The 21,451-nt window shown below is 59.8% G+C and carries 16 protein-coding genes; 11 read left to right on the top strand and 5 right to left on the bottom strand.

What is annotated here, in order from left to right:
* Positions 1-22: 22 nt before the first annotated feature.
* On the top strand, positions 23-1,105 hold the full coding sequence (locus J5J09_RS20935) for an extracellular solute-binding protein (protein WP_208554167.1): 1,083 nt from the start codon (positions 23-25) through the stop codon (positions 1,103-1,105).
* Between the two features lie 21 nt (positions 1,106-1,126).
* Here J5J09_RS20935 and J5J09_RS20930 read toward each other — a convergent pair whose 3' ends face one another.
* The 3 genes from J5J09_RS20930 to J5J09_RS20920 all read right to left on the bottom strand — a co-directional run bounded on the left by J5J09_RS20930 (position 1,127) and on the right by J5J09_RS20920 (position 4,912).
* The gene (locus J5J09_RS20930) at positions 1,127-2,491 is read right to left on the bottom strand and encodes an amidase (protein ID WP_208554166.1); all 1,365 of its coding nucleotides are present in this window, start codon (positions 2,489-2,491) and stop codon (positions 1,127-1,129) included.
* A gap of 94 nt (positions 2,492-2,585) precedes the next feature.
* Positions 2,586-4,013 (bottom strand): aldehyde dehydrogenase family protein, encoded by a 1,428-nt coding sequence (locus J5J09_RS20925; RefSeq protein ID WP_208554165.1) that lies wholly within the window; start codon positions 4,011-4,013, stop codon positions 2,586-2,588.
* A 128-nt stretch (positions 4,014-4,141) separates the two neighbouring features.
* Positions 4,142-4,912, bottom strand: coding sequence for a metallophosphoesterase family protein (locus J5J09_RS20920; RefSeq protein WP_208554164.1), 771 nt, complete (start codon positions 4,910-4,912; stop codon positions 4,142-4,144).
* Between the two features lie 283 nt (positions 4,913-5,195).
* Between J5J09_RS20920 and J5J09_RS20915 the strand changes: the two genes are divergently transcribed.
* The 6 genes from J5J09_RS20915 to J5J09_RS20890 all read left to right on the top strand — a co-directional run bounded on the left by J5J09_RS20915 (position 5,196) and on the right by J5J09_RS20890 (position 12,542).
* The gene (locus J5J09_RS20915) at positions 5,196-5,798 is read left to right on the top strand and encodes a transglutaminase-like cysteine peptidase (protein ID WP_246746030.1); all 603 of its coding nucleotides are present in this window, start codon (positions 5,196-5,198) and stop codon (positions 5,796-5,798) included.
* Between the two features lie 138 nt (positions 5,799-5,936).
* Positions 5,937-7,340 carry an O-antigen ligase family protein gene (locus tag J5J09_RS23045; protein WP_208554162.1) on the top strand — a complete coding sequence of 468 codons (1,404 nt, stop codon included), beginning with the start codon at positions 5,937-5,939 and terminating at the stop codon, positions 7,338-7,340.
* 209 nt (positions 7,341-7,549) lie between these two features.
* Positions 7,550-8,752, top strand: coding sequence for a polysaccharide biosynthesis/export family protein (locus J5J09_RS20905; RefSeq protein ID WP_208554161.1), 1,203 nt, complete (start codon positions 7,550-7,552; stop codon positions 8,750-8,752).
* A 101-nt stretch (positions 8,753-8,853) separates the two neighbouring features.
* Positions 8,854-9,495: a hypothetical protein gene (locus J5J09_RS20900; protein WP_208554160.1), complete on the top strand. Its 642-nt coding sequence runs from the start codon at positions 8,854-8,856 to the stop codon at positions 9,493-9,495.
* A gap of 67 nt (positions 9,496-9,562) precedes the next feature.
* Positions 9,563-11,839, top strand: a complete 2,277-nt coding sequence (locus J5J09_RS20895) for a polysaccharide biosynthesis tyrosine autokinase (protein ID WP_208554159.1) — start codon at positions 9,563-9,565, stop codon at positions 11,837-11,839.
* Complete coding sequence (locus J5J09_RS20890; protein ID WP_208554158.1) at positions 11,829-12,542, top strand: hypothetical protein; 714 nt, start codon at positions 11,829-11,831, stop codon at positions 12,540-12,542. Before J5J09_RS20895 ends, J5J09_RS20890 begins: the two co-directional genes overlap by 11 nt.
* Positions 12,543-12,561: 19 nt before the next feature.
* Here J5J09_RS20890 and J5J09_RS20885 read toward each other — a convergent pair whose 3' ends face one another.
* Positions 12,562-13,743 carry a hypothetical protein gene (locus J5J09_RS20885; RefSeq protein WP_208554157.1) on the bottom strand — a complete coding sequence of 394 codons (1,182 nt, stop codon included), beginning with the start codon at positions 13,741-13,743 and terminating at the stop codon, positions 12,562-12,564.
* Positions 13,740-16,682, bottom strand: coding sequence for a DUF4838 domain-containing protein (locus J5J09_RS20880; RefSeq protein ID WP_208554156.1), 2,943 nt, complete (start codon positions 16,680-16,682; stop codon positions 13,740-13,742). Before J5J09_RS20880 ends, J5J09_RS20885 begins: the two co-directional genes overlap by 4 nt.
* 187 nt (positions 16,683-16,869) lie before the next feature.
* On the opposite strand from J5J09_RS20880, the gene J5J09_RS20875 reads away from it, so the two are divergent.
* The 4 genes from J5J09_RS20875 (at position 16,870) to J5J09_RS20860 (ending at position 21,409) form a co-directional block, all read left to right on the top strand.
* Positions 16,870-17,844 carry a hypothetical protein gene (locus J5J09_RS20875; RefSeq protein ID WP_208554155.1) on the top strand — a complete coding sequence of 325 codons (975 nt, stop codon included), beginning with the start codon at positions 16,870-16,872 and terminating at the stop codon, positions 17,842-17,844.
* Between the two features lie 7 nt (positions 17,845-17,851).
* Positions 17,852-18,946: a polysaccharide pyruvyl transferase family protein gene (locus J5J09_RS20870; RefSeq protein WP_208554154.1), complete on the top strand. Its 1,095-nt coding sequence runs from the start codon at positions 17,852-17,854 to the stop codon at positions 18,944-18,946.
* Between the two features lie 16 nt (positions 18,947-18,962).
* Complete coding sequence (locus J5J09_RS20865) at positions 18,963-20,420, top strand: oligosaccharide flippase family protein (protein WP_208554153.1); 1,458 nt, start codon at positions 18,963-18,965, stop codon at positions 20,418-20,420.
* A 140-nt stretch (positions 20,421-20,560) separates the two neighbouring features.
* Entirely contained in the window at positions 20,561-21,409 is an 849-nt protein-coding gene (locus tag J5J09_RS20860) for a glycosyltransferase family A protein (protein WP_281436296.1), read from the top strand.
* Positions 21,410-21,451 lie beyond the last annotated feature (42 nt).

Raw genomic sequence — 21,451 nt, 5'->3', positions numbered from 1 at the left:
CAAACCGGAACTGGAGAAAACCATGTCGACTACCTCTGCCTTTGGGAAATCTGTCCTCGCCGTTCTGACCGCGGGCTTTTTGTCTGCAACGGCTTTGCCGGGATCAGCCGCAGACAATATCGTCATATTCGACTGGTCCGGCTACGAGGACCCGGCATTCCATCCGGCCTATGCTGCAAAACATGGCGAGGAGCCCGAGTTCTCGTTCTTCGGCGATGAAGAAGAGGCGTTCCAGAAGCTTCGCTCCGGCTTCAAGGCCGATCTCGCGCACCCCTGCTCGCAGAGTGTTGCCAAGTGGCGTGACGCGGGACTGCTTGAGCCGTTGGATACCGCAAAGCTGGAGAACTGGAACGACGTGCTCCCCGGCATCCAGTCGATGAAGGGCCTGATGACCGGGCCGGACGGCACAGCCTATTTCCTGCCCTTCGAATGGGGCAATACCCTGCTCACCTACCGGACCGACACGGTCAAGCCGGAAGAGGTCACGTCGCTGAAGGCCTTCGCCGATCCGAAGTTTAAGGACCGGGTATCGATCGGAGACAATGTCGATGACGCCTATGCGCTCGCCAGCCTGGCGATCGGGGTCAAGGACTGGACTACGCTGACCGACGAGCAGTTCCAGCAGGCCTCCGACTTCCTTCGCGAGGTGCACAAGAATGTGCGTCTTTATTGGACGGACAATACCGATCTCAGCCAGGCGATCGCCGGCGGCGAGGTCGATCTCGCCTGGGCCTGGAACGAGACCGCCACCACGCTGCTTGCGGATGGTGTGCCGGTAGAGATGAAACGCGATACGACCGAGGGGCTTTCCACCTGGGTGTGCGGCTATGTCCGGCTGAAAGGGGCCGAGGGCAGCGAGGAAAAGCAGTATGATTTCCTGAATGCGATCTCCGCCCCCGATGTCGCTGCCTACATCGTCGAGAGCTGGGGCTATGGTCATGCCAATGCCAAGGGCATGGCCGCGGTCGATGCGCAGATCCTCGCTGACAAGGGCTATGCCGATGTGGACAAGTTCGTCTCGAATACGCTGTTCCAGTCGCCGATGCCGATCGAGCTGCGGCAGAAGATGATCGCCGAGTTCGAAAAGATCAAAGCGGGCTATTGAACTTTTGAGGGTCGGCGGCTCCTAGAAGCCGCCGACGATATGCTCGATCGCGAATGCCGCGGAGAGGACGGCCTCATCCTGGCCTTTAAGGCCGGACAGAAGGAAACCGACCGGCATACCCGCGTCGCCTTTTCCGGAGGGTAGCGATACACCGCACCAGTCCAGAAAATTGCCGATCAGCGTGTTGCGCAACGTCTTGCCGTTGGTCGCGAAGAATAAGTCGTCGTTCTCCAGCAGCGGCTCGATTGGCGGTGCGACATGGGGAAGGGTCGGTGACGCGATCAGTTCGCCCGAGGACAGCTTCGAGGCGAAAGAGCGCGTCAGACGCTCGCGGGCCTGCTGAATCATCACGTAGTCGACGAGGCTGATCTTTTCGCCAAGACGTGCCCGTTGAACGACACGATGGTCCATCCGGCTGGCGTCCGGTCCGGCCAGGCGCTCATGATGCAACACATAGGCTTCGGCGGTGACAAGCGCCCCGTGTTGCGTCATGAGTTCGAAGATTTCAGAGATTTCCGGAAAAGCCTGTCGGCGAACCCTCACACCCGACTTCTCCAGCCGGCTGATAGCAGCCTCGAACGCAGCTACCACGCCCGGTTCGGCGCCATCGAAGAAGACCGTTTCCGGAACGACCAGTTTCAGATCGGCAATAGAGGTGGCCGGGATGGACGGCGCGGTCATCCTCCGCATTGCAGCATCGACCCAGATCGCATCTGAGACGGTACGGACAAGGGGGCCGAGGGAATCGAGGCTGGTTGCGAGAGGATAGACGCCGCTCATCGAGTAGCGGCTGCGGCTCGCCTTGTAGCCGACCAGCCCGTTGAAGGCGGCTGGAATGCGGACCGAGCCACCAGTGTCTGTGCCCATCGCAACGGGTACCAGTCCGGCGGCGACGGCGACTGCCGAGCCGGAGGAGGAGCCTCCCGGAAGTCTTGGAACGTCGGTCGAGCGCGGATTGCGCGGCGTCCCGTAATTCGGATTGATGCCGAGGCCCGAGAACGCGAATTCGCTCATGTTGGTTCGGCCGATGCAGACCATCCCGGCGGATTTCAACGCGGTCACGACGTCGGCGTCCGTACTCGCCGGCTGTTCGCTTTTAAGAACGACCGAGCCGGCGGTCGTCGAGAGACCCTTGAGATCAAAGAGGTCCTTCCACGCGATCGGCACGCCGTCCAGCAGGCCGTGCGAACGGCCCCCGCGGATGCGTTCGGAGGAGAGGCGGGCTTCCGTTCTCGCTCGGTCGGCGGTCATGGTCGTAAAGATCGCCTTGTCCGGATGGTTGGCCATTGCGTCCAATGTCTCCTCCGCGAGATCGACAGGGTCGAGTGCCCGCTGCTGAAGGAGGACGGCGAGCTGCGCCACCGATTTTCCGAGGTTTTCCGACATGCAAAATCCGTTAGTCTGTCAATATTTGAGGTGATCGAGCCCAAACCGGCCCGGCAAATGGCCATGAGGCCGGTTGCCTTTGATTTGTGCGCTCTCAGTCGCCGTAACCGACGATGCCCTTGATCTCTAGAAAGTCGTGGATCGCCCAATCGGCGTACTCGCGACCGTTGCCGGACTGCTTGTAGCCGCCGAAGGGGGCGAAGGTGTCCCATTCGGGATAGTTGAGATAGACGGAGCCGGCCCGCATGCGCGCTGCGACGTTTCGGGCGTGGCCGATATCGGTCGATTGGACATAGGCCGCGAGACCGTAGACGGTGTCGTTTGCTATTTCGATCGCCTCCTCTTCGTCGCTGTAGGGTAGGATCGAGAGCACCGGCCCGAAGATTTCTTCGCGGGCGATGGTCATGTCGCGGGAAACGTTGCCGAAGATCGTGGGGCGGATGTAGTAGCCACGATTGAGGTTCTCCGGGCGACCGAGGCCGCCGGTGACGAGCGTAGCGCCCTCCTTGATACCCGTCTCGATGAGGCGCTGGATCTTGTCGAACTGCAATTGGCTGACGACGGGTCCGAGCACAGTCTTCTCGTCGCGCGGATCGCCGGTAACAAAACTCTCGGCCTCGGATTTTGCGAAAGCCAGCGCCTCATCGTGCCGGTCGGCCGGTACCAGCATGCGGGTCGGCGCGTCGCAGGACTGACCGGAGTTGCCGAAGCAGCCCTGCACGCCCTGACGCACCGCGTGCTCCAAATCCGCGTCGGGGAGAATGATGTTGGGCGACTTCCCACCCAGTTCCTGCGCCACGCGCTTGACCGTATCCGCAGCCGTCTTGGCGACAATGATGCCGGCGCGGGTCGAGCCGGTGAACGAGACCATGTCAACGTCGGGGTGGCTGGCCATCACCTGACCGACATCAGGGCCATTTCCGTTGACGAGATTGAACACACCCTTCGGAACGCCGGCCTCGTGCATGATCTCGGCCCAGACGATACCGGAGATCGGCGCTATTTCGGAAGGTTTCAGCACGACCGTGCAGCCGGCGGCGAGCGCCGGCGCGACCTTGCAGACGATCTGGTTGAGCGGCCAGTTCCACGGTGTAATCAGCGCGCAAACGCCGATCGGCTCCTTGACGATCATTGTCGAGCCGCGCTTTTCGGAGAACTCATAGGTTTCAAGCGAGGCGATGGTCGATTCCATGTGCGCGCGTCCGGCCCATGCTTGCGCGTCGCGGGCGAAAGACAGCGGTGCGCCCATCTCGCGGCTCACTGCCTGGGCGACATCCTCAAATCGGGCGTTGTAGACTTCCAGAATTTTGCGCAGCAGCGCCAGGCGGTCGGCGACCGAAGTCTGCGAGAAGGTGACGAAGGCCGTCTTCGCGGCGGCAACCGCCTTGTCGACATCGGCTTTCGAACCAAGAGATATCTGCGTGAAGGGTTCCTCGGTCGAGGGATCGATAACATCGAGGGTACTGGGCGCAACGGGGTCGACCCAGGCGCCGTCGATGTAGAATTTAAGATGATTTGACATAGTCGACCTCGAGTTGCTCATCGGACGGATATCGCCTGGCCGGTGCACATCGCCACTGCGATGGCTGGAACTAAATCGTATCCGTATCTTGTTTGGAAGCCTGTAAAAACAGCGAGGTGTCGGGCGGCTTAGCGCGAGGTGAATATCGTTGTGCCGTCGCTGGTGATCCGCACGGCTGAAAGTACGTCCGTCATGAACGCGCCCGTATCGACATTGATGCGATTGGGTGCCACCTCCACGTGGGTGACCGGTGTGTGGCCGTGAATGACGGTGAAGCCAATGTCATCGTCGGGCCAAGTAAACTCCCCTGGACGCGACCACATCAGCACGCGATCCTTCTGTTCCTCAAGGCCTGTGGCCGGATCTATGCCGGCGTGAACGAAGCAGTAGCCATCCATGCGCACAAGGGAGGGCAGGCCGGCCAGAAAATCGAGGTGCGTTGCCGGGACGCGTTCCTGAATGTCCGCAGCCAGGTCTTTTTTTGTCTGACCAGTCATTTGCACGCCGTAGGATGTCAGGGTTTGCAGACCGCCCATCTCGAGCCAGGCATCGTTGCGACAGCCGCCGGCGATGAACTCGAGAAACATCTCCTCATGATTGCCGGCAATACAGATGCGCCGAAAGTCACGTGGTGGCGGTTTCAGGAGATGGCTGATCACTTGCGCCGACGAGGGGCCACGATCGACATAATCCCCGAGATAGACCAGAAGCTTGATCCCGCTTCTGAACGCCGCATCATCGACGATTTTCCGCTCCAGATCGAGAAGCGCCTTCAGGCAGCCGTGAATGTCACCGATTACGTAGACAGTGCGCGGAATGCGGTTGAAGAAGTGCCTCGGCCTCCGCTGTTTCCCGGTCGGCGCCACCCGTCCGAAAACGCGCTCCAAAATACCTCTCATGATACCTGCCGTTCGCCGTCGCTGAAGTCACTAGTCGGAATCGGTCGGATGATTCTTACAGCATTGGGACATGGTACGTCACCCAGTCGTGCCAAAACGGGATAAATGCGTCATCCCGTAAAATTGAATCATTCTGCTTAAGTCGGTCGAAAAACCTCCCGTGTAGTGTCTGGTACAAGGCGGTCGAAGGCTTCGGTCTCGAACCAAGACGCATCGGGGACATCGAACACCTTCGGATGCGTTCCCCGCCAGAAGAAAAGAAGAGATGAACGGGGATAAGGTCATGCTGAAGAAACTGCTTGCAACGGCTGTCGTCGCGGCGACGGCGTTTGTTCTTTCCGAGCCTGTTCAGGCGGCTGGCCCAGGTGGCCTGGCCCGCAATCTGCGGAACAATCCGACGGTCAGCTTCATCGTTGCGGGACGCCCGACGTTGGCTCCCTTCGCACATGTCAAGTTCTGCATGGAGAACCCCGGAGAATGCCGCGCGTCGGCCGGCGTGTCGACCATCGCTCTTACCGACCATCGCGAGAAGCAGTTGCGTCGTGTGAACGCATCGATCAACGCTTCTATCCGGCCGGTGAACGACAATGGCTTCGATGAATTTGGCGATGTGTGGAAGATCGCCGTCAACAGCGGTGATTGCGAGGATTTCGCCCTGACAAAGCGAAAGCGCCTGATTGCCATGGGCTGGTCGCCCCGGGCGTTGCGCATCGCGGTGGCGCGGACCGGATCTGGTGAGGGACATGCGGTGCTGGTCGTCAAGACAAGCGAGGGCGATCTCGTTCTCGACAATCGCACCAATGCCATCAAGCCCTGGAAGAAAACCGATCTTCGCTGGATCAAGATACAGTCCGGCGACAATCCCCGCCTCTGGATGGCCATGTAAAAGCCCAGCGGTATCTTGCTTGCCCCCGTTCGGATGGATAAACCTCCGCGGGGGCACAGGCATGCCTGCCAGACGGTCGATCCCGGCCTTGTTCGGCGGCAGCTTTGTTGAAAAGCCCGTCAGACAGTGGAGTGGCGGGTGCAATCAGTTCTCAGATGGTGCTTTGTCGCGATACCATTGCTTGCCCTTCTTCCAAGGGGCGCGGTGTCGATCGAGGCGCAGGCTGTTTTTGCCGGTTTCACCGCTCTCTTGAGCCTGGTGGTGATCGGTTTCGCCCAGCGACCGCTCTATGTGATGGCGACACTCCGAAATACCGTCGCTCTTTTCCTATTTCTAGCGCTCCTCATCGGCTTTCAGGCTTACCTTCCCTTTCCCGGTGCATTTGCAGACGCCGCGTGGGCGGCTGCCAACAGCGTCACCGGTGGCGAAGGCGCGGTCATTTCCGTCGCTCCGGCAGATACGATCGCCAGCCTCTTGCAGATATCGGCTCCTTTTTTGCTTTTCTGTAACGGTTTGTTGATTTTTCGGACCGATGACGACGCTGTCTGGGCAGTTGGAACGCTCGCGCGCGCCGGCGGTGTCCTGGCAGCGCTGGCGCTGCTGCAGTACATGTCGTTCGCCGACACACTCCTGCTGTGGCAGAAACGGTTCTACCTCGATAGCTTCACCAGTACCTTCGTCAACCGCAATACTGCTGCGACCTTTCTGGGGTTGGTCATCCTGGTGCTCGCAGGTCTCATCGTCGATGCGGTGCTGCGGCGGCGCCATCGCCTGGCACTGGCGCTGATCATGGGGCAAAGGCTTGCTTCACCGGAGCGCCGCAAGGCCTGGAAACTGCTGTTCGACGTCATCCTGCTCGGTCTCAGTACCGTCGGCTTGCTGCTGACGGTCTCGCGGGCGGGTACGTTGAGCGTCTTTCTCGCTCTGGTCCTGCTTCTCGTGCTTGCAGCCGCGGATCGCGAGGCAGGTGGTGAGGGACTGGGGGTGGGAAGGTTGCCGCAGAGGCGAGCGATACGATTTCTGCGCATCGCCGGGATCGTCCTCGGGACAACAGTCGTGCTCGTGGCATTTGCCGGTCAGGTTCTCTTGCGGGCGGATGTGGGCGGACTCTCCGATCCGCGGTTCTGTATCTATCCTTCTATTTTGACCGCGATCGGTCAGAATTGGCTTTCGGGCACCGGGTTTGGTGCCTTCCTCCAGTCTTTCGCGGCGTTTCGTCCACCGGAATGCGGGCTCTATGGCGTGTGGGACCGCGCTCACAGCGTGTATCTTGAGGCGATGCTAGGGCTGGGCGTTGCTGCTGTCCCCGTTCTGGCGACCGGATTGGTGCTTCTGTCGCGGATTCTGGTGTCGGGTTTGAGAGCCCGTCGACGGCTTCGAATTTATCCGGTGATCGGAATTGCCATTCTGGCGATGACGATGGTGCACTCCGTGCTCGACTTTTCCCTGCAGTTGCCGGGAATGGCGCTTTTCTTTTCGGCCGCTATGGCTCCAATCGTGACGATCTGTCTGGCGCGGCAGATTTCGCACAATAAAGCTTAGTCCTGCACTTAAATTGGGCAAGTGCATTTCAATACATCAAGATGTTGCAAATCTTAATAAATTTATGACGATGCAGGATGTTGCGCTGCGGCAACAAGTGCTGCTAGATTGTTTTTCAGGGCGTTGTTTAGGTCTCCCGGAGGCTGGCCGCTGATCGGATCGCGTGTCATAGAATTTGTGAAAATTAGACTTTTATATCGGGCGGAAATATGTTGGTAAGCAAAGCGCACTTTTCCGTGGCTATCCTCGCGGCTGCACTCAGCGGCTGCACAGCGCTTCCCGCATCCGGCCCGGCGCCTCGTGCGATTGAGGGGCAGGCGGCTGTGAAGCTGTCGTCCGAGGGGAAGAAGGTCGGTATCGACTACGTTCTCATCGATATAAACAAGAGTATACTCAGCCACTTCAAGTCTGATGTCGCTACTTCGCTTCAGGGCGGTTTTGGCGGTGGAAGGGGTGGTCCTCCCGGTATTCCGCTTGGGACCGGAGATACGGTCGAAGTGTCGATTTTCGAGGCGCAGGCGGGCGGTCTTTTCATTCCTGCGGATGCGGGTAGCCGTCCTGGAAACTACATAACGCTGCCACCTCAGCAGATCGACAGTAGCGGTAATATCTCCGTGCCATACGCCGGTCGCATCGCCGCCGCCGGGCGTCCCAAGGAGCAGGTAGAACAGGAGATCGAGGATCTGCTGGCAAATCGAGCCATTGAACCGCAGGTCGTCATTACGGTTTCTTCGAGCCGTTCCAGCCAGGTCGCCGTTCTGGGTGATGTCAATAGCCCGCAAAAAGTGACCGTGACCTCTGCCGGGGAACGTGTTCTTGATGTGATCTCCACGGCGGGTGGTCTTTCGTCTCCGGGAGTGGAAACGAACATCACGTTGCACCGCCGCGGACGGACGGCAACGATTTCCTACGAAAAGCTTTCGAAGACGCCGGCAGAGAATATTTTCGTGGCGCCTGGCGATACCATCTTCGTCGACCGCGAGCGCCGCACATACCTTGCATTCGGTGCCTCGGGCACCAATGGGCGGTATGATTTCGAGGAATCGTCGCTCACGCTGGCAGATGCGTTGGCGAAGGCAGGCGGTCTGCTCGACAGTCGGGCCGACCCCGCACAGGTTGCCCTTTATCGTTCGGTTGACCGCAAGACGCTCCAGGCACTTGGCATAGACACTTCGGCGTTCGAGGGAGACAGCATTCCGGTTATCTTCCGCGCCAATCTGCGAGACCCGTCTGCCTTCTTTGCGGCCCAGCAGTTTGCGATGCAGGATAAGGACATCCTGTATATCTCGAACTCGGACTCGGTTGAGCTGACAAAGTTCTTGAGTATCGTGAACAGCGTCTCCTCGACAGTTTCGGGTGTAAGCTCCGATGCTGTGACCACTCGCGATGCGGTACGCGAGCTGACGGATTAATGGTTTGGTTTCGGCCCGGCAACTTGTCGCCGGGTCTCTCAAATTGCGGGACGCGGTACAAAGGTCTGCCCGCGGACATCCTTGTTGAAGAGAGGTCTACAATGTCCATTCACAAGACTGTACGGAACGCCGGCGCAGCCCTGTTGCTGGCTACGATTTCTTCGTCCTTTACCGCGACGTTTGCTTTCGCGCAGGCTGGTGGTGCGTGTTTCCAGGGGCCGGCGAGAATGAACGATGAAGCCATCTCGGCATTTACGGGCAATCCCGCTGCGCTGCTTTCGGATAATCCGACGGGCGGCCTGCGGATGTCGAGCGAGGTGCGCGCGCTGGTCGGCTCGAGCGAGGCCACACTTGACCTGCTGTTGAGCACGGTTCCCCAAGCCAACGCCGATCAAAAAGCGGCGATGGGTACCGGCTTGGCCCGCGCGGCAAGAGCTTGTGCCCCTGTAAATCCGGAATATGCCGGTCTGATTCAGCAGAAGGTAGCGGAGCTGAACTCGCCGGAGTTGTTGACGGCATTCCTGGCGGCGAGCAACGAGGTCCAGACGGCTGCGTTGGGCGCAATCGGCGCAGTCGGCGGCGGTGGTGACATCGGCGGTGGTGGCGGCGGAGGAGGCGGTCTTGGTTCCGCCGGAATCGGCGGCGACACTACCGTCGGGCAGTCCGGCGCGCCCGGTTTTGTCGCTAGCGGCGGTGGCTTCTCCTCCGGAAACGACGGAACCAGCGTGAGCCCGACGAACTGATCGTCGTCGTCATGCTCTGATTTAACACTTATAGTCGCGAGGTACCGGTTTGCTGTCTCCGGATAACATGTTCTCAAGGGGTGGGGGCAACGGTACGGGGGATGACAATATCGATTTCAAGATTGATTTCGACCGCCTGATGGCGGTCGTGAGACGGCAGTGGCGTGTGGTTGCCGCCGCTACCGCATTTTTCGTCGTGCTTGCTGTGATTTACGTGGCGACAGCAGTGCCTCGGTACACCGCTCTCACAACCGTTCTGATCGACCGTAGCCAGAGCGAGATCGTCAACCAGTTGGCAGCCATCGGCTCTGCCATCGATGACGAACCTACCGTACTCAGCCAGCTCGAATTGTTGAAGTCGGAAACGATCGCCGCGTCCGTGGTGGAAAAGCGGAAGCTCTTTGAAGACAAGCTGTTCATGAACCAGACCGCGTCGCCGCTCGGCCGGATGATCGATGGCATCAAGTTCGTCGCCAACCCGCTCAACTGGTTCAGCAGCGAAGACGTCAAGACTGCCGACGAGGTCGAGGCCGAACGGCTTGCCGCCATCAAACTGATCACCGGCAACACCGAAGTTCGCCGCGTCGGTAAAACCTACGTACTGGAAATTCGCTACACGTCTACGGACCCGGATTTGTCCGCTCGCGTCGCCAACGGCATTGCCGAGGCCTACCTGCTCGACAAGCTGAACTCCAAGTACGATGCGACGCGTCGCGCCAGCGACTGGTTGCTCGAGCGCATCGACGAGTTGAAGCAGAAGGCTCTCGAATCAGATCTGGCGGTCCAGCGTTTCAGGACGGAAAATGGTCTTGTGGCGGCGGGAGACACGCTGATCAGTGACCAGCAGCTGTCCGAACTGAACAGCCAACTGATCGTGGCGCGCGCCGAGACGGCGCGAACCAGGGCTCGTTATGACCGGATCCAGGAGATCATCAGTTCGGGCAAGACCGACGCGATCGTCAATGACGTGCTGGACAGTTCGATCTCGAACGAACTGCGGCGGAAATACCTGGATGCTTCCAAGCTAGAGGCAGATATCTCTCGGCGACTTGGTCCCAATCACGTCCAGGCGGTACGCTTGCGGAGCGAAATGAAGGAGTTCGAACGGCTGATGTTCGAGGAGCTCGGTCGTATCGCGGAGAGCTACCAGAGCGATATGAACGTCGCTGAAGCGAGGGAGAAGGCGCTGCAGGAAAGCGTGGACGCGGCGCAAGGCGTGACCGCGCTTGCCGGCGAAACCCAGGTGCAACTGCGCGAGCTACAGCGGACGGCAGATACCTACAAAAACCTTTATCAGACCTTCCTCCAGCGTTACCAGGAGGCGATCCAGCAGCAGTCCTTCCCCGTGACGGAAGCGCGTGTGATCAGCAGCGCTGTCGCCCCCAAGGGACCGAGCGAGCCGAACAAGAAGCTCGTTCTGGCCTTCTCGATCTTTCTTGGTGGACTGGTCGGTGCCGGGATCGGTGCATTTAGGGAGTTTCGAGACCGTTTCTTCCGGACCGGTGACCAGGTGCGACGCGAACTCGGTGTCGAATTCCTGGGGACCGCGCCGCTTGCGCAGTCGATGGAAGCAAGAACGGCCGACAATCTGCAGGATCACCCGCGTCACATCCGGCACGTCAATTCGGTGACGAGCTACGTGTTGGAACATCCCCTTTCGATGTTCGCCGAAACCTTGCGCAGTGCCAAGATCGCCGTCGATCTGTCCGGCCCGAGCCAGAGCGAGACCGCGAAGGTGATCGGCGTCGTGTCGAGCCTGCCTGGCGAAGGCAAGTCCACGGTTGCTATCAATTTCGCCGAGCTTCTTGCGATGCAGGGCTCCCGGGTCCTGTTGATCGACGCCGACCTGCGCAATCCCGGGTCGACCCGCGCGATCGGGCGTCACGCGGAGGCGGGACTTCTCGAGGCGCTGATCGAGAAGCGGCCGATCAAGGACATGCTGATGTTCGACCTCAAGACGAAGATGGGCTTTTTGCCGTCGGTCGTGACGCGCCGCGTGCCGCATTCGTCGGAACTGCTCTCCTCTCCAGCCATGAAAACCGTTCTGGAGACGGCGAAAAGTACGTTCGACTATGTCGTGATTGACCTTCCGCCGCTGGCGCCGGTCGTCGATGCACGCGCAATCGCCTCGCGGATCGACAGTTTCCTCTATGTGATCGAATGGGGACGCACTTCTCGGAAGATGGTCAAGACGTGTCTGGAAAACGACTCCGAAATCTTCCGCCGTTGCGCCGGCGTGATCCTTAACAAGGTCGACGAGAAGAAGATGGATCTCTACCGGGACTACGGTTCGAGCGAATACTACTACTCTCGCTATTCATCCTATTACCGCGATGCGTCGTGACGGTGTCGTCGGATCTCGCCTGGCTCTCGTGGCGCTCGCCGTTGCAGCGGCCGCAACCATAGGCCTTGCCGCCCGGGAACTGGCGGCATCAGTGCGCTTCGCGTCGATTTCCTATCTTTCCGATCGGCTGCAGGATGGAGCACAGCTTGATGCGGCCGTGCTCTCGCGTTATGCGCGGGAGGCGATGGCGGTTTCGAACGACGGCGTCTGCCGAAGCGACATTGTCGGTGACGGTCTGCGGGTGATCCTCGCCGATCTCGACCGGCAGAATTCCTTTGCTCGCTATGATGCATGGGCGGCCGCCATGGAGAACGCGGACCGTTACATCAAACATGCGATCGGCTGCTCGCCCAGCGATGGAAACCTCTGGCTGCGTCTGGCGATGGTTCGTTGGGCCATCGCCGAGCAGCCGCCTCTACTGTCGTTTCTGTTGCAGCAGTCGGTCCGCTATGCGCCGGCGAATGGTGAAGTCGTGAAGGCACGCTTCATTGTCTGGAGAAAGGCGAGCGAACAAACCCTGGATCTGGCTGCGGATGCATTGAACGCGGATCTGCGGACGCTTTTGCTCTACGCTCCAGCATGGGAGGCAGCGCGAACACTGAAAGATCCCGGTGACCTGCTGCGCGTGCGTGCCCTTGCCGTGTTCGAGGAATTGCCTGAAGAGCGAAAGAAAGTCCTGAAGGCCTCGGGCTTCAAACTCTAGGCCAGACGGTTTGCATCAGTCACGGTCGATGGACGGAAGTCATACCTGGCTTGCATGCCTTCATGCGGGCGAGCGTGACGATGAAGCCGATGAAAAAGTACACCAGCTCCGACTGATGCAGCGGATTGAGCAGCGATAGTGCCGCTATTGGCGCCAAAGCGAGAACGGCTGAATTTCCAACGCCGACGAAAATCATCAGCCAGAGGGCGATGCCTGCGAAGCCGGCAACGATCATCAGATCGAGCGGCACGGAGAAGACGGAGTTCGTACCCTCTCCCAGACCGCGGATTTCAAGCGAGTTGCTGCCGAAATAGGCTTCCACGAACCCGAGCCCGTAACCCACCGGGTTCTTCTCGATCAGTTCGATGCTCGCCTGGAACGCGAGACCGCGTTCCTCCTCGAGTTTCACGTTCAGCTTCTCCTCGCTGAATTCATCCGAAAACACGGAGAGATAAAATACGGCTCCCACGGCCATGGGCACGAGCTTCATCCATAGCGGCAGGCGCGACTGGAACAGGAAGATGATGCCGGCCGCGACGAAAGTCGTTTTCGACCCGGAGAGCAGCATCACGAGCCCGTTCAGGAGAAAGAACCAGGCAAATTTCCATCGCGACTCGTCCTTCAAAAGAAGGATGTAGGAAAAGAGCAGGAAGTAGACGGCGAGCCAGTTGCGCTCCCGGAAAGTGCCGTGGAGAGCCCCCTGGCCGAAGTTGATTTCCTGGTAAATGACGGGCAGCGACAGTGCCTGGGTGAGATACTGGAAGAGAAGGAAGCTGAACAGAAAGACGTATCCCAGCGGAATCAGCCTGTTTTCAAACCGCCATCCGAGCCAGCGGCCCACTAGGTAGAAACCGGGATAGAAGAAGGCGAACTTGCTGAGCTGCTCCACACTCTTGACCCGCGGATAGTCCTGCAAGAACGTCAGGATGACCGTTACGCCGAGAAACAGTGCGAAAACGAGCGCTTCCGCCGTGGAGAACCGCACTGATCGGTAAAGCAGCATGAAGCCAAGCGTGGCCAGCATCCAGAGGTGTCCCGGCTGGGCGATCGATACCTGAACTACCTGGAAGGGCAGGGCGAGAAGTCCCGCGCACAAAAGGAAGGCCGGAATATCCCAGACCGTTCGGGCGGGCGCTTTTGTCTCCACCGTATCGGGGCGACCGGACATGCGCGACGGGAGGTCGTTGTAGTAGTAGGTCAACCGCAGTTTCCTTCCACCGAGGCAGCCGGAACCTCACCTGCGGGCTCGGGAAGCGCGACGATCCGGTCGACCAGGATACGTGACCCCTCCGGCCCGCCCAGCGGTTGGACGTAGATGCTGAAAGAATGGTCCGATGTGTGGGAAAATGGACCGCCCGGTACCTGAAACCATCGATATGATGCCGTCATGCCGGTCCCGTTCCTGATCGTCGTGAAGCAGTTCATCGGTGGCGCGGCACCCAGTCTTGCAACTCTTTCACCATCGGTCGCGCCTTCGGTCCGAAGGGCAGCATAAAGCCACCATGTCCCGGTTTTTGGCAGTTTGTCAAACTTCAGCTGCGTGTTCCAACCTGTCGAGCTGCGGTCAAGGGCGATGGCGGCGCCGTCGGAGGCGAGCCGGTCCGCTACGATCGGGCTCTTGCTTCCGGCGAAGCGCTGGAAAGAGATGTCCTGAATATCCTTCCATGCCGTCGCGCCAGCGGCGATGTCCGGCTTCGGGGCCGCACTTCGCTCAATATCGAGGATGTCCTCCAAGGCGGCGATGCCGTCGCCCTGTATGTACTGTGTCACGCCGCTTTCGGTGATGGCGCGTCGAAACCGTTCACGACGCTGCTCGAGCGTCGATATGACATCGAAACCGATCTCGTTGCGGAGCGCGGAATATTCCGCACGACGCAGCAGAATGACGTAGTCGACTGGCATGCGCGCCTCACGGACGCGCGCTTCGAACGGCGTGCCGCGAACGGCTGCCTCCGCCGTGTTGAATATCGCCTCGGCGCGCCGCACGAACTCGGCGTCGAACATGGCCATGTCGACGGTCGTCTTTTCCGCAAGAACGTCGTCGGTGCGGGCGATCTTGTCGTGGTAGAAGCGGATGTACTCCATGACCGCCGAGCCGCCCGGCCCGTAATAGAGGTCGCAGAACTCGCGCACCAACGTCTCGACGTCCTGGTTCGGGTTCCAGAGAAGCCGGGAAATCAGCCAGGCCCGGGGTGCCGCGAACTCGGCCCCTGGGGTGTTGAAGCTGCCTTCCCCCATATAGCCCTGCACGTTGCCGAGGGACGCGAGCCAGCGGATCGAGCGGCCGATGGGAAAAATGTTTGGTGTCGGCTGGATGAAGCCGGCGAAGTTCGTGATGTGGTCCCAGACGAGTACGTTTTTCGCGATCGCATTCCAGCCGGCGATATCGCGGCCTAGGGCCTCGTTCGCCGGACCGTTCAGCGCGTCCCGGTAATTGACGTGGATCGTCATCGGATAGACCAGGATATGGTCCGGAACGGTCATGCCTTCCGGCGGCGTGAAGCTCCAGTGATAGGCGTTGAAGGCGAGGCGGGCGCCGGGGAGTTCGGCGCGAACCTTCGCCGCCACGTCGATCATCATGTCGAGCCGTGGCGCGGACGGGTGGCCGCCGTGGCGGGCGGCGAAGGCGGCGCTTTCCGCATCCATGTCCCAGCCCCAGTCCATGTCGTGGATGGAAAACCAGATGCTCCGATAGTCCGGCAGGGCGCGCAGGCGTTCGGCGACGACGCGCGCCATCTCCGCACGCATCTCGCCGTTCATCATCGCCAGCTGTCCGCCGGCGTACCAGTCCGGATGGGCGGTCTGGTAAGTGGCAGGTGGCAGAAGTTCGTAGAAGTTGGCGATGATCCCCTGGCTCGCCCAGCTGCGGTTCCAGCTGTCGATTGCTGGCGGCGAGGGCTGGAAGGACGGACCGTGCGACTCGCCGTTCATCAGGTTGCGCTGGCGCCAGGCCTTGTCCTGCGCCTCGATGCTCAGCACCTCGCGGAAGGTAAAGCGCGGCACTTGCCGCTCACGCTGGACGCCAAGCGAGATGTCCGGCTTTCGCGGCCAGTGGGTCACATCGGGTGCAAGCCAGCGGATGCCAAGCCGGCGGTCGAGAAACCAGTTGACCCCGTACATGGTGCCGCGCGGGGTTCGACCGGCGATTGCGATATGCGGGCCAAACGAGCGGATCAGGAAGCCGTCTTCGCCGAGGTTTGCGAAGTCCGCATCGGTGAAGGCGCGCTGCGAAAGCGCATTGCTGCGGCCGACGATGAGCAGCGGCTCCCGCGCCACGGCCTCGTCTGTGGACAGGTGGGCCGGCGCGGTGGCGCCTGCGACACGGGCCGAGAAATCGGAAAGGTCCACGGCCGCCTGCAGGGTCATGAGATCCTCCCGCGAGCCGACGTGAACGCGCATGGCCATGGCGCCGCCGGCGGCCAGCCGGTGGCGGCCGTCGGACGGGGCGGCACGGGTGATCTGGCTCTGCAGCAGCGTGTCGTTTTCCGGTGTGCCTGCTGGGCGTGGAAGTCGCTCAGCGGCCAGCGCGAGCCGGACGGCCTCGGCGGACGAGGTGGCCGGCGCGTCCGTCGGCCTAACGGAAACGCCGGTGAAGGCGGCCGCACCGGGTGAGCAAGGCGCCTTGCGCAGATAGAGGATCATCTGGTCGGAGTTGGCGGGCGCGGTAAAGACGACGTCACGGGTTCGCCACTCGGCCGGTCCGCCGCCGGCAACGAGCGCAGCCCGCTCGGTTCGCGGAGCGGGAGCGGCGGCGCAGTTGCCGTCACTGCGGCCGTCGAGGGTCACCACGGAAGGGCCGCGCCAGTCCGCCGACACGCCAGATCCGCGGAAGCTCATCTGCACGTAGATGGTGCCGGGGTCTGTCGCTTCGCCACGGATGTCCATCGACAGACGATAGTTGCGGCCGCCCGTCACCGCTATTCGTTCCTGAACCATCATGCCGGCGGGAACGAGGGCGGCGTTGCGGCCATCGACCTCCTGCACCCTGACCGAAGATCCCTGCCGCCACCACGGCGAAAGACCGCCCGAAAAGCTGCCATTGGCGACGAGATTTCCCTGATCCTGGGCGATCGCCGTGAACGGGAGAAACGTCAGCGCTGCGGAGATGCAGGCGGCGGCGAGTCGCGAAAAGGGCTTCATCATCAACTCCTTGGGAGGGGTGAGGGTAGATGGTGAGTACGCTGACTGAACGGGCAGAGTGCAGTGCAATAAAGGCGGTGGCTGGGCAGGCGAAATCTTTTTTCGGTTGATCGACAATTTTTCCGAGGCTCGCGTCCCCCCTTTTCCGAGCGCCCCTAGACTTGTCTGCCAACCAAAGGAGACAGCCATGCTTTCACTTTCGCTCGATATCACCAGCCACCTTTCTTCTCCTTCGCTCACCATCGCCATCGCGTCCGGCGGCGGCTATGCCGGATCGCTTTATCGGGCGAGCCGGCCCGGCGGCCAATGGCATGCCGACGGCGTGCCGGTCGCCGGCGCGTCCGGGCCCGAATGGACCATGACCATGGCACTTGAAGGAGCGGCCATCACCTACCGGCTCGGGCCGCAGACCAGCAATACGATCAAGATGTGGATGCCGACGGACCTGCCGGCGAGCTACCGCCTCAATGGAGGATGGTGGGACCCGAAGCGCGGCATCACGACGTCGAGCGGCCGGGTGAGCGCCATCGCCGACCAGTTCGGCGTGCGGCCGATGGTGCAGGCCACGGTGGCCAACCAGCCCGACTACACACCGGCCGCCTCGGATGGCGGACCGGCGATCGTCTGGCCGGAAACGGCGAACACCCGCTTTCTCGCGCCTGCGGCGCCCTTCGCACCCGCCTACTGGATCTTCGTGATGCGCTATCGCAACGGCACCGTCGCCACTTTCCCGAGCGAAGCCGCGGTGCCGGATGGCGATTATCCGGCGATCATCTCCAGCGGCGCCTCGCCGAACCGAGTCATGGGCGAACGCGGCACCGCCAACCTCTTCCAGACCTCGGTCTGGACCGGCACCGCCCGCAAGAACGCCGCGCCCACACCCTCGGCGACGCTGCTGCCGCTGCCCAAGAGCCTGGTGGAACTGCAGGGGGTCCCGGTGTCTGCACTTTGGTCGCTGGGACGCGGGGCGGGAGCGGTGCAGGATGACCCCGCAGCTGTTCGTGGTTGGCGGGGCACATTTTACGACTGCCTAGCTCTTGGCCAGGTTCCGACCGATAGCATGAGAGACTTTATCGTCGGCTGCTTAGCGTGGAGGAACGGCCTCCAATCCAGCTTGCCCAATGGCCACACTTTTCGCCATGTCGCGACTATGCTGAGGTGACAATAGGATGAAAACGCACGAGCCGTCTGGTCAAAGCGCTTTAAACGCGTTATCGCTTTCCCCAGCTCAAAGTAAATATAACGGGATCCTTGCTATGACTATTCAGTATGATGCTGATTCTGAAAAGCATTTTTTGGTGATGGACTCCCTAAAAGCACAGCATCGTGTTATTGATGATATTCTCGGTGATGGAACTAAGGTTGCGCTGATAGACTATCCGGCGTATTTCAACACGGGAGACCTTCTGATAAATCAGGGAACAGAAGAGTTTTTTAAAAAAAGCAATTCGTTTCTTTACTCTCGATACTCAATAGGGGATCTGGGTAAATACGATCCGGCTTCTGATGTATTTGTTGTTGGTCGACATATAAATCAGCTTGATGAAGACGTTGCCAAAGGTGCTGTCTTGGCGCTTCACGGCGGTGGAAGTTTTGGAGATCTATGGTCTCACCATCATAAACTCCGCGAAGCTTTGCTTGAGCGTTACAAGGGAGTTAAGACGGTCGTATTTCCACAGTCGGTTCAGTTTGCTGATCCTCGCAAGTACGAGGCCTCTGCCAAACTTTTCTCCGATCATGGAAATGTCGCCTTGTTCGTTCGCGACGAGCCTTCGATGGAGTTCGTTAAGGCTAGCGGAATTCCCGGCCAATTGCTTCCAGATATGGCTCATCATCTTTGGCGTTCATCTAACGCATTCCCGAGTACTCTCTCGAAGGACGGCAAGCTTCTACGGCAGGTCCGGAATGACAAGGAAGGCGCTGAGCGCGTTGCTGAGGGCGATACGTTCGATTGGGACGACACAATATCGGGTGTCGATCGTGCATTTCATCTCGCTTTCTCCGCTTTCCGTCGTGTAAATCCTGTCCCGCGTCTCATCCCGAGTTCAAGCGTCTGGTATTTTGAGCGCGACCGACTGGTTGAGAAAGGCATCAACCATTTTCAAAAATATGGGCGATTGGAAACTGATCGGCTTCATGGCCTGATTCTAGCCGCGCTACTCTCAATGCCCGTGTATTTCGATGATCGAAATAACAAGTATCGAAAACTCCATCGATACTATTCGAAATGGCTTTCCGATTCGCCGTTGATTACTTCCGCCTGATATCTTCGGAGGAAGCATGACATCCAGATTGATGCGTGGACTTTCGGCCAACGTTGCCGGAGGTTTGGTGCCTATGGCCGTGACACTGGTTGTCACGCCATTCTATCTTCATCTGATCGGTCTTGAGCGCTTTGGCGTGTTGTCGCTCGTGTGGCTGTTGCTTGGATATCTCGGTATCTTCGATCTCGGTTTTGGGCGTACCGTCGCAAGTGCGGTTGCCCGCGACTCCGACGAACGGCGTCGCTCGGAGTTTCTGTGGACCGGCCTTGTTTTGAGCGGCCTTGGTGGAGCCGCTGGAGCTCTAATCGCATACGGCATCAGTCGGTTCTTTTTCGATCAGATTTTCTCGGTCAGTTCTGAACTGAGCGGTGAGATCGCAGCTGCGCTGCTGACGTTGATGGCCATCTTGCCTTTGGTGACCATATCCTCCGTCCTTACCGGCTACCTGCAGGGACGTGAGCAGTTCGGAAAGTTAAACCTAGCGCAATCGGCGGGCACCATCCTCTTCCAAACTGCTCCCTTGTTGGTGGGCTGGATGGTTTCGGTGGAACTGCCTTGGCTGGCGGTAGGTGCTCTTCTCGGTCGTCTGGGAGGTGTTTTTCTCCTTTTAGCGTATTGCATGTTGTCCTCTTCCGAGGCTCGAACGCCGCGTTTCAGCGCTCAGGATGTGCGGCCGATGCTAAGCTTCGGTGGCTGGACGATGGCGTCCGGGGTTATCAATCAGCTTATGTTGACGATGGACAGATTCGTTATTGGTGCGGTGTCTTCCGTCAACGCGGTGGCAATCTATAGCTTGCCGTACAACGTTATAATCCGCGCGACCCTGATCCCTTACAGCTGGTTCTCCGTTCTGTTTCCTCGCTTTGCCGCTGCCAAAGACGATGACGAGGCCAGGGGAATTCTTGTCTTCGGCAGCCGGGTACTGTTGCTTGCGATCACGCCGATAACCGTCGGCGGTCTCGTCATTCTCAAGCCGTTCCTCGACCTCTGGGTCGGAAGAGAGATTTCCGAACAGGCGGTTCCGGCTGGAACACTTCTGATGGCCGGTTTCTGGTTCTACGCGATGACGTTCATGCCGCTTGCGTTGTTTCAAGCAAGAGGTCGCGCCAGCGTTCCCGCCCGCGCCTATGCCGTCGAATTCGTCCTCTTCGTGCCTTTGCTTTATGTCGCGGTCGATCAGGCAGGGGTTGTCGGCGCTGCCGCAGCCTGGGTTTTTCGCGCCCTACTTGACGGTGCTTTGCTCTACTGGGCTGCAGGGAAAGGTGCGCTCTACTGGAAAAACCTTGCCTTGGCTTTGCCCGCTCTTTTGCCGGTCTCCGTCTTTGAGCTGTTTTTCCGGGAGATCGAATTTTACATGCCGCTGAAGCTTCTGTGCCTTGTCTGGACCGGTGTCTATGTGCTGCTTCTTCTCAACAAGGATGAGCGGACAATGATAATTCAGGCCATTCGCTCCAGAAGTCTTTCAAAAAGCTGAAACATATTAAAATTAATATTTCTTCTTATGTTGCATCGCAAAAGAATTTTCTTGCGGCGCCGAAAGGGGTTGATAAACTGCTAACGTGTCGAGTTCTGATGGAGCCATTGGTGGATAAACCATCGACGGCAGGGTGTTGATTGAATATATCGCTTGTAACTTCTACGATGAACAGGTCCCGGCAGATCCGGGAGCTTCTGGAATCGCTGGAAATACAGTCCGTTCAGGCGTCGCAGATCATCATTGTCGATCAGAGTGCTGACGATGACACGGAAACGGCGGTGAAGGCGTTCGAGGGGCGTCTCTCTGTGCTTTACCTCCGCGATCCCCGCAAAGGGCTGTCCCGGGGGCGTAATCTCGGGCTTGCGCACATCACGGGCGAGATCGTCGCCTTTCCTGACGATGACTGCATCTATCCCCCCGATACGCTGGAGCGCGTGCGCGCGGCGTTCGAGGGCGATCCCGATCTCGGTGTTTATACCGGCATGAGCATCACGCCGGCCGGCGTGCCTTCACAGGGACGCTGGGGGACGGAGCCGCATGTCATCGACCGGTTCAACATCTGGACCAGTCAGACCTCCTACACCACCTTCTATCGCGCGAGCACGCTCCGTGCCGCTGGTCTCTTCAACGAAGATCTCGGTGTCGGCTCCGGCACCATCTGGGGTGCGGGTGAAGAGACCGAACTGCTTTTGAGGGCGCTGCGCAAGGGCGCCAAAGGTCTTTATGATCCGGCGCTGCGGATCATGCATCCCGAGCCGCTGGCGGTCTTCGATCAGGCGGCCTTCGATCGGGGCCGCCGCTACAATCGCGGCTTTGGCCGTGTCATGCGCATGGAAGGTTACCCCATCTGGTTCGTTGCCTATATGGCCGGACGCCCTCTGGTCGGCGCTGCTGCGTCGCTTGCCAAGGGGCATGTCGGGCAGGCGCGTTACCGGGCGAGCGCGTTTCGCGAGCGCCTGCGGGGGTGGGCCGACAGACTGAATTGACCGTTTCTGGCGTTTTGCCGCTGAAGGGGAAGGTAGGTCTTG

Origin of the sequence: Ciceribacter sp. L1K22, assembly GCF_017599385.1 — a bacterium.
GTDB lineage: Bacteria > Pseudomonadota > Alphaproteobacteria > Rhizobiales > Rhizobiaceae > Allorhizobium.
The sequence above is the reverse complement of the archived record's forward strand: the minus strand, read 5'-3'. Positions and strand labels throughout refer to the sequence as shown.

Coding starts and splice junctions, on each gene's coding strand:
- J5J09_RS20895 (WP_208554159.1), top strand. CDS start 9,563: ATGTTCTCAAGGGGTGGGGGCAACGGTACGGGGGATGACAATATCGAT.
- J5J09_RS20880 (WP_208554156.1), bottom strand. CDS start 16,682: ATGAAGCCCTTTTCGCGACTCGCCGCCGCCTGCATCTCCGCAGCGCTG.
- J5J09_RS20890 (WP_208554158.1), top strand. CDS start 11,829: ATGCGTCGTGACGGTGTCGTCGGATCTCGCCTGGCTCTCGTGGCGCTC.
- J5J09_RS20925 (WP_208554165.1), bottom strand. CDS start 4,013: ATGTCAAATCATCTTAAATTCTACATCGACGGCGCCTGGGTCGACCCC.
- J5J09_RS20900 (WP_208554160.1), top strand. CDS start 8,854: ATGTCCATTCACAAGACTGTACGGAACGCCGGCGCAGCCCTGTTGCTG.
- J5J09_RS20935 (WP_208554167.1), top strand. CDS start 23: ATGTCGACTACCTCTGCCTTTGGGAAATCTGTCCTCGCCGTTCTGACC.
- J5J09_RS20905 (WP_208554161.1), top strand. CDS start 7,550: ATGTTGGTAAGCAAAGCGCACTTTTCCGTGGCTATCCTCGCGGCTGCA.
- J5J09_RS20870 (WP_208554154.1), top strand. CDS start 17,852: ATGAAAACGCACGAGCCGTCTGGTCAAAGCGCTTTAAACGCGTTATCG.
- J5J09_RS20920 (WP_208554164.1), bottom strand. CDS start 4,912: ATGAGAGGTATTTTGGAGCGCGTTTTCGGACGGGTGGCGCCGACCGGG.
- J5J09_RS20865 (WP_208554153.1), top strand. CDS start 18,963: ATGACATCCAGATTGATGCGTGGACTTTCGGCCAACGTTGCCGGAGGT.
- J5J09_RS20915 (WP_246746030.1), top strand. CDS start 5,196: ATGCTGAAGAAACTGCTTGCAACGGCTGTCGTCGCGGCGACGGCGTTT.
- J5J09_RS20875 (WP_208554155.1), top strand. CDS start 16,870: ATGCTTTCACTTTCGCTCGATATCACCAGCCACCTTTCTTCTCCTTCG.
- J5J09_RS20930 (WP_208554166.1), bottom strand. CDS start 2,491: ATGTCGGAAAACCTCGGAAAATCGGTGGCGCAGCTCGCCGTCCTCCTT.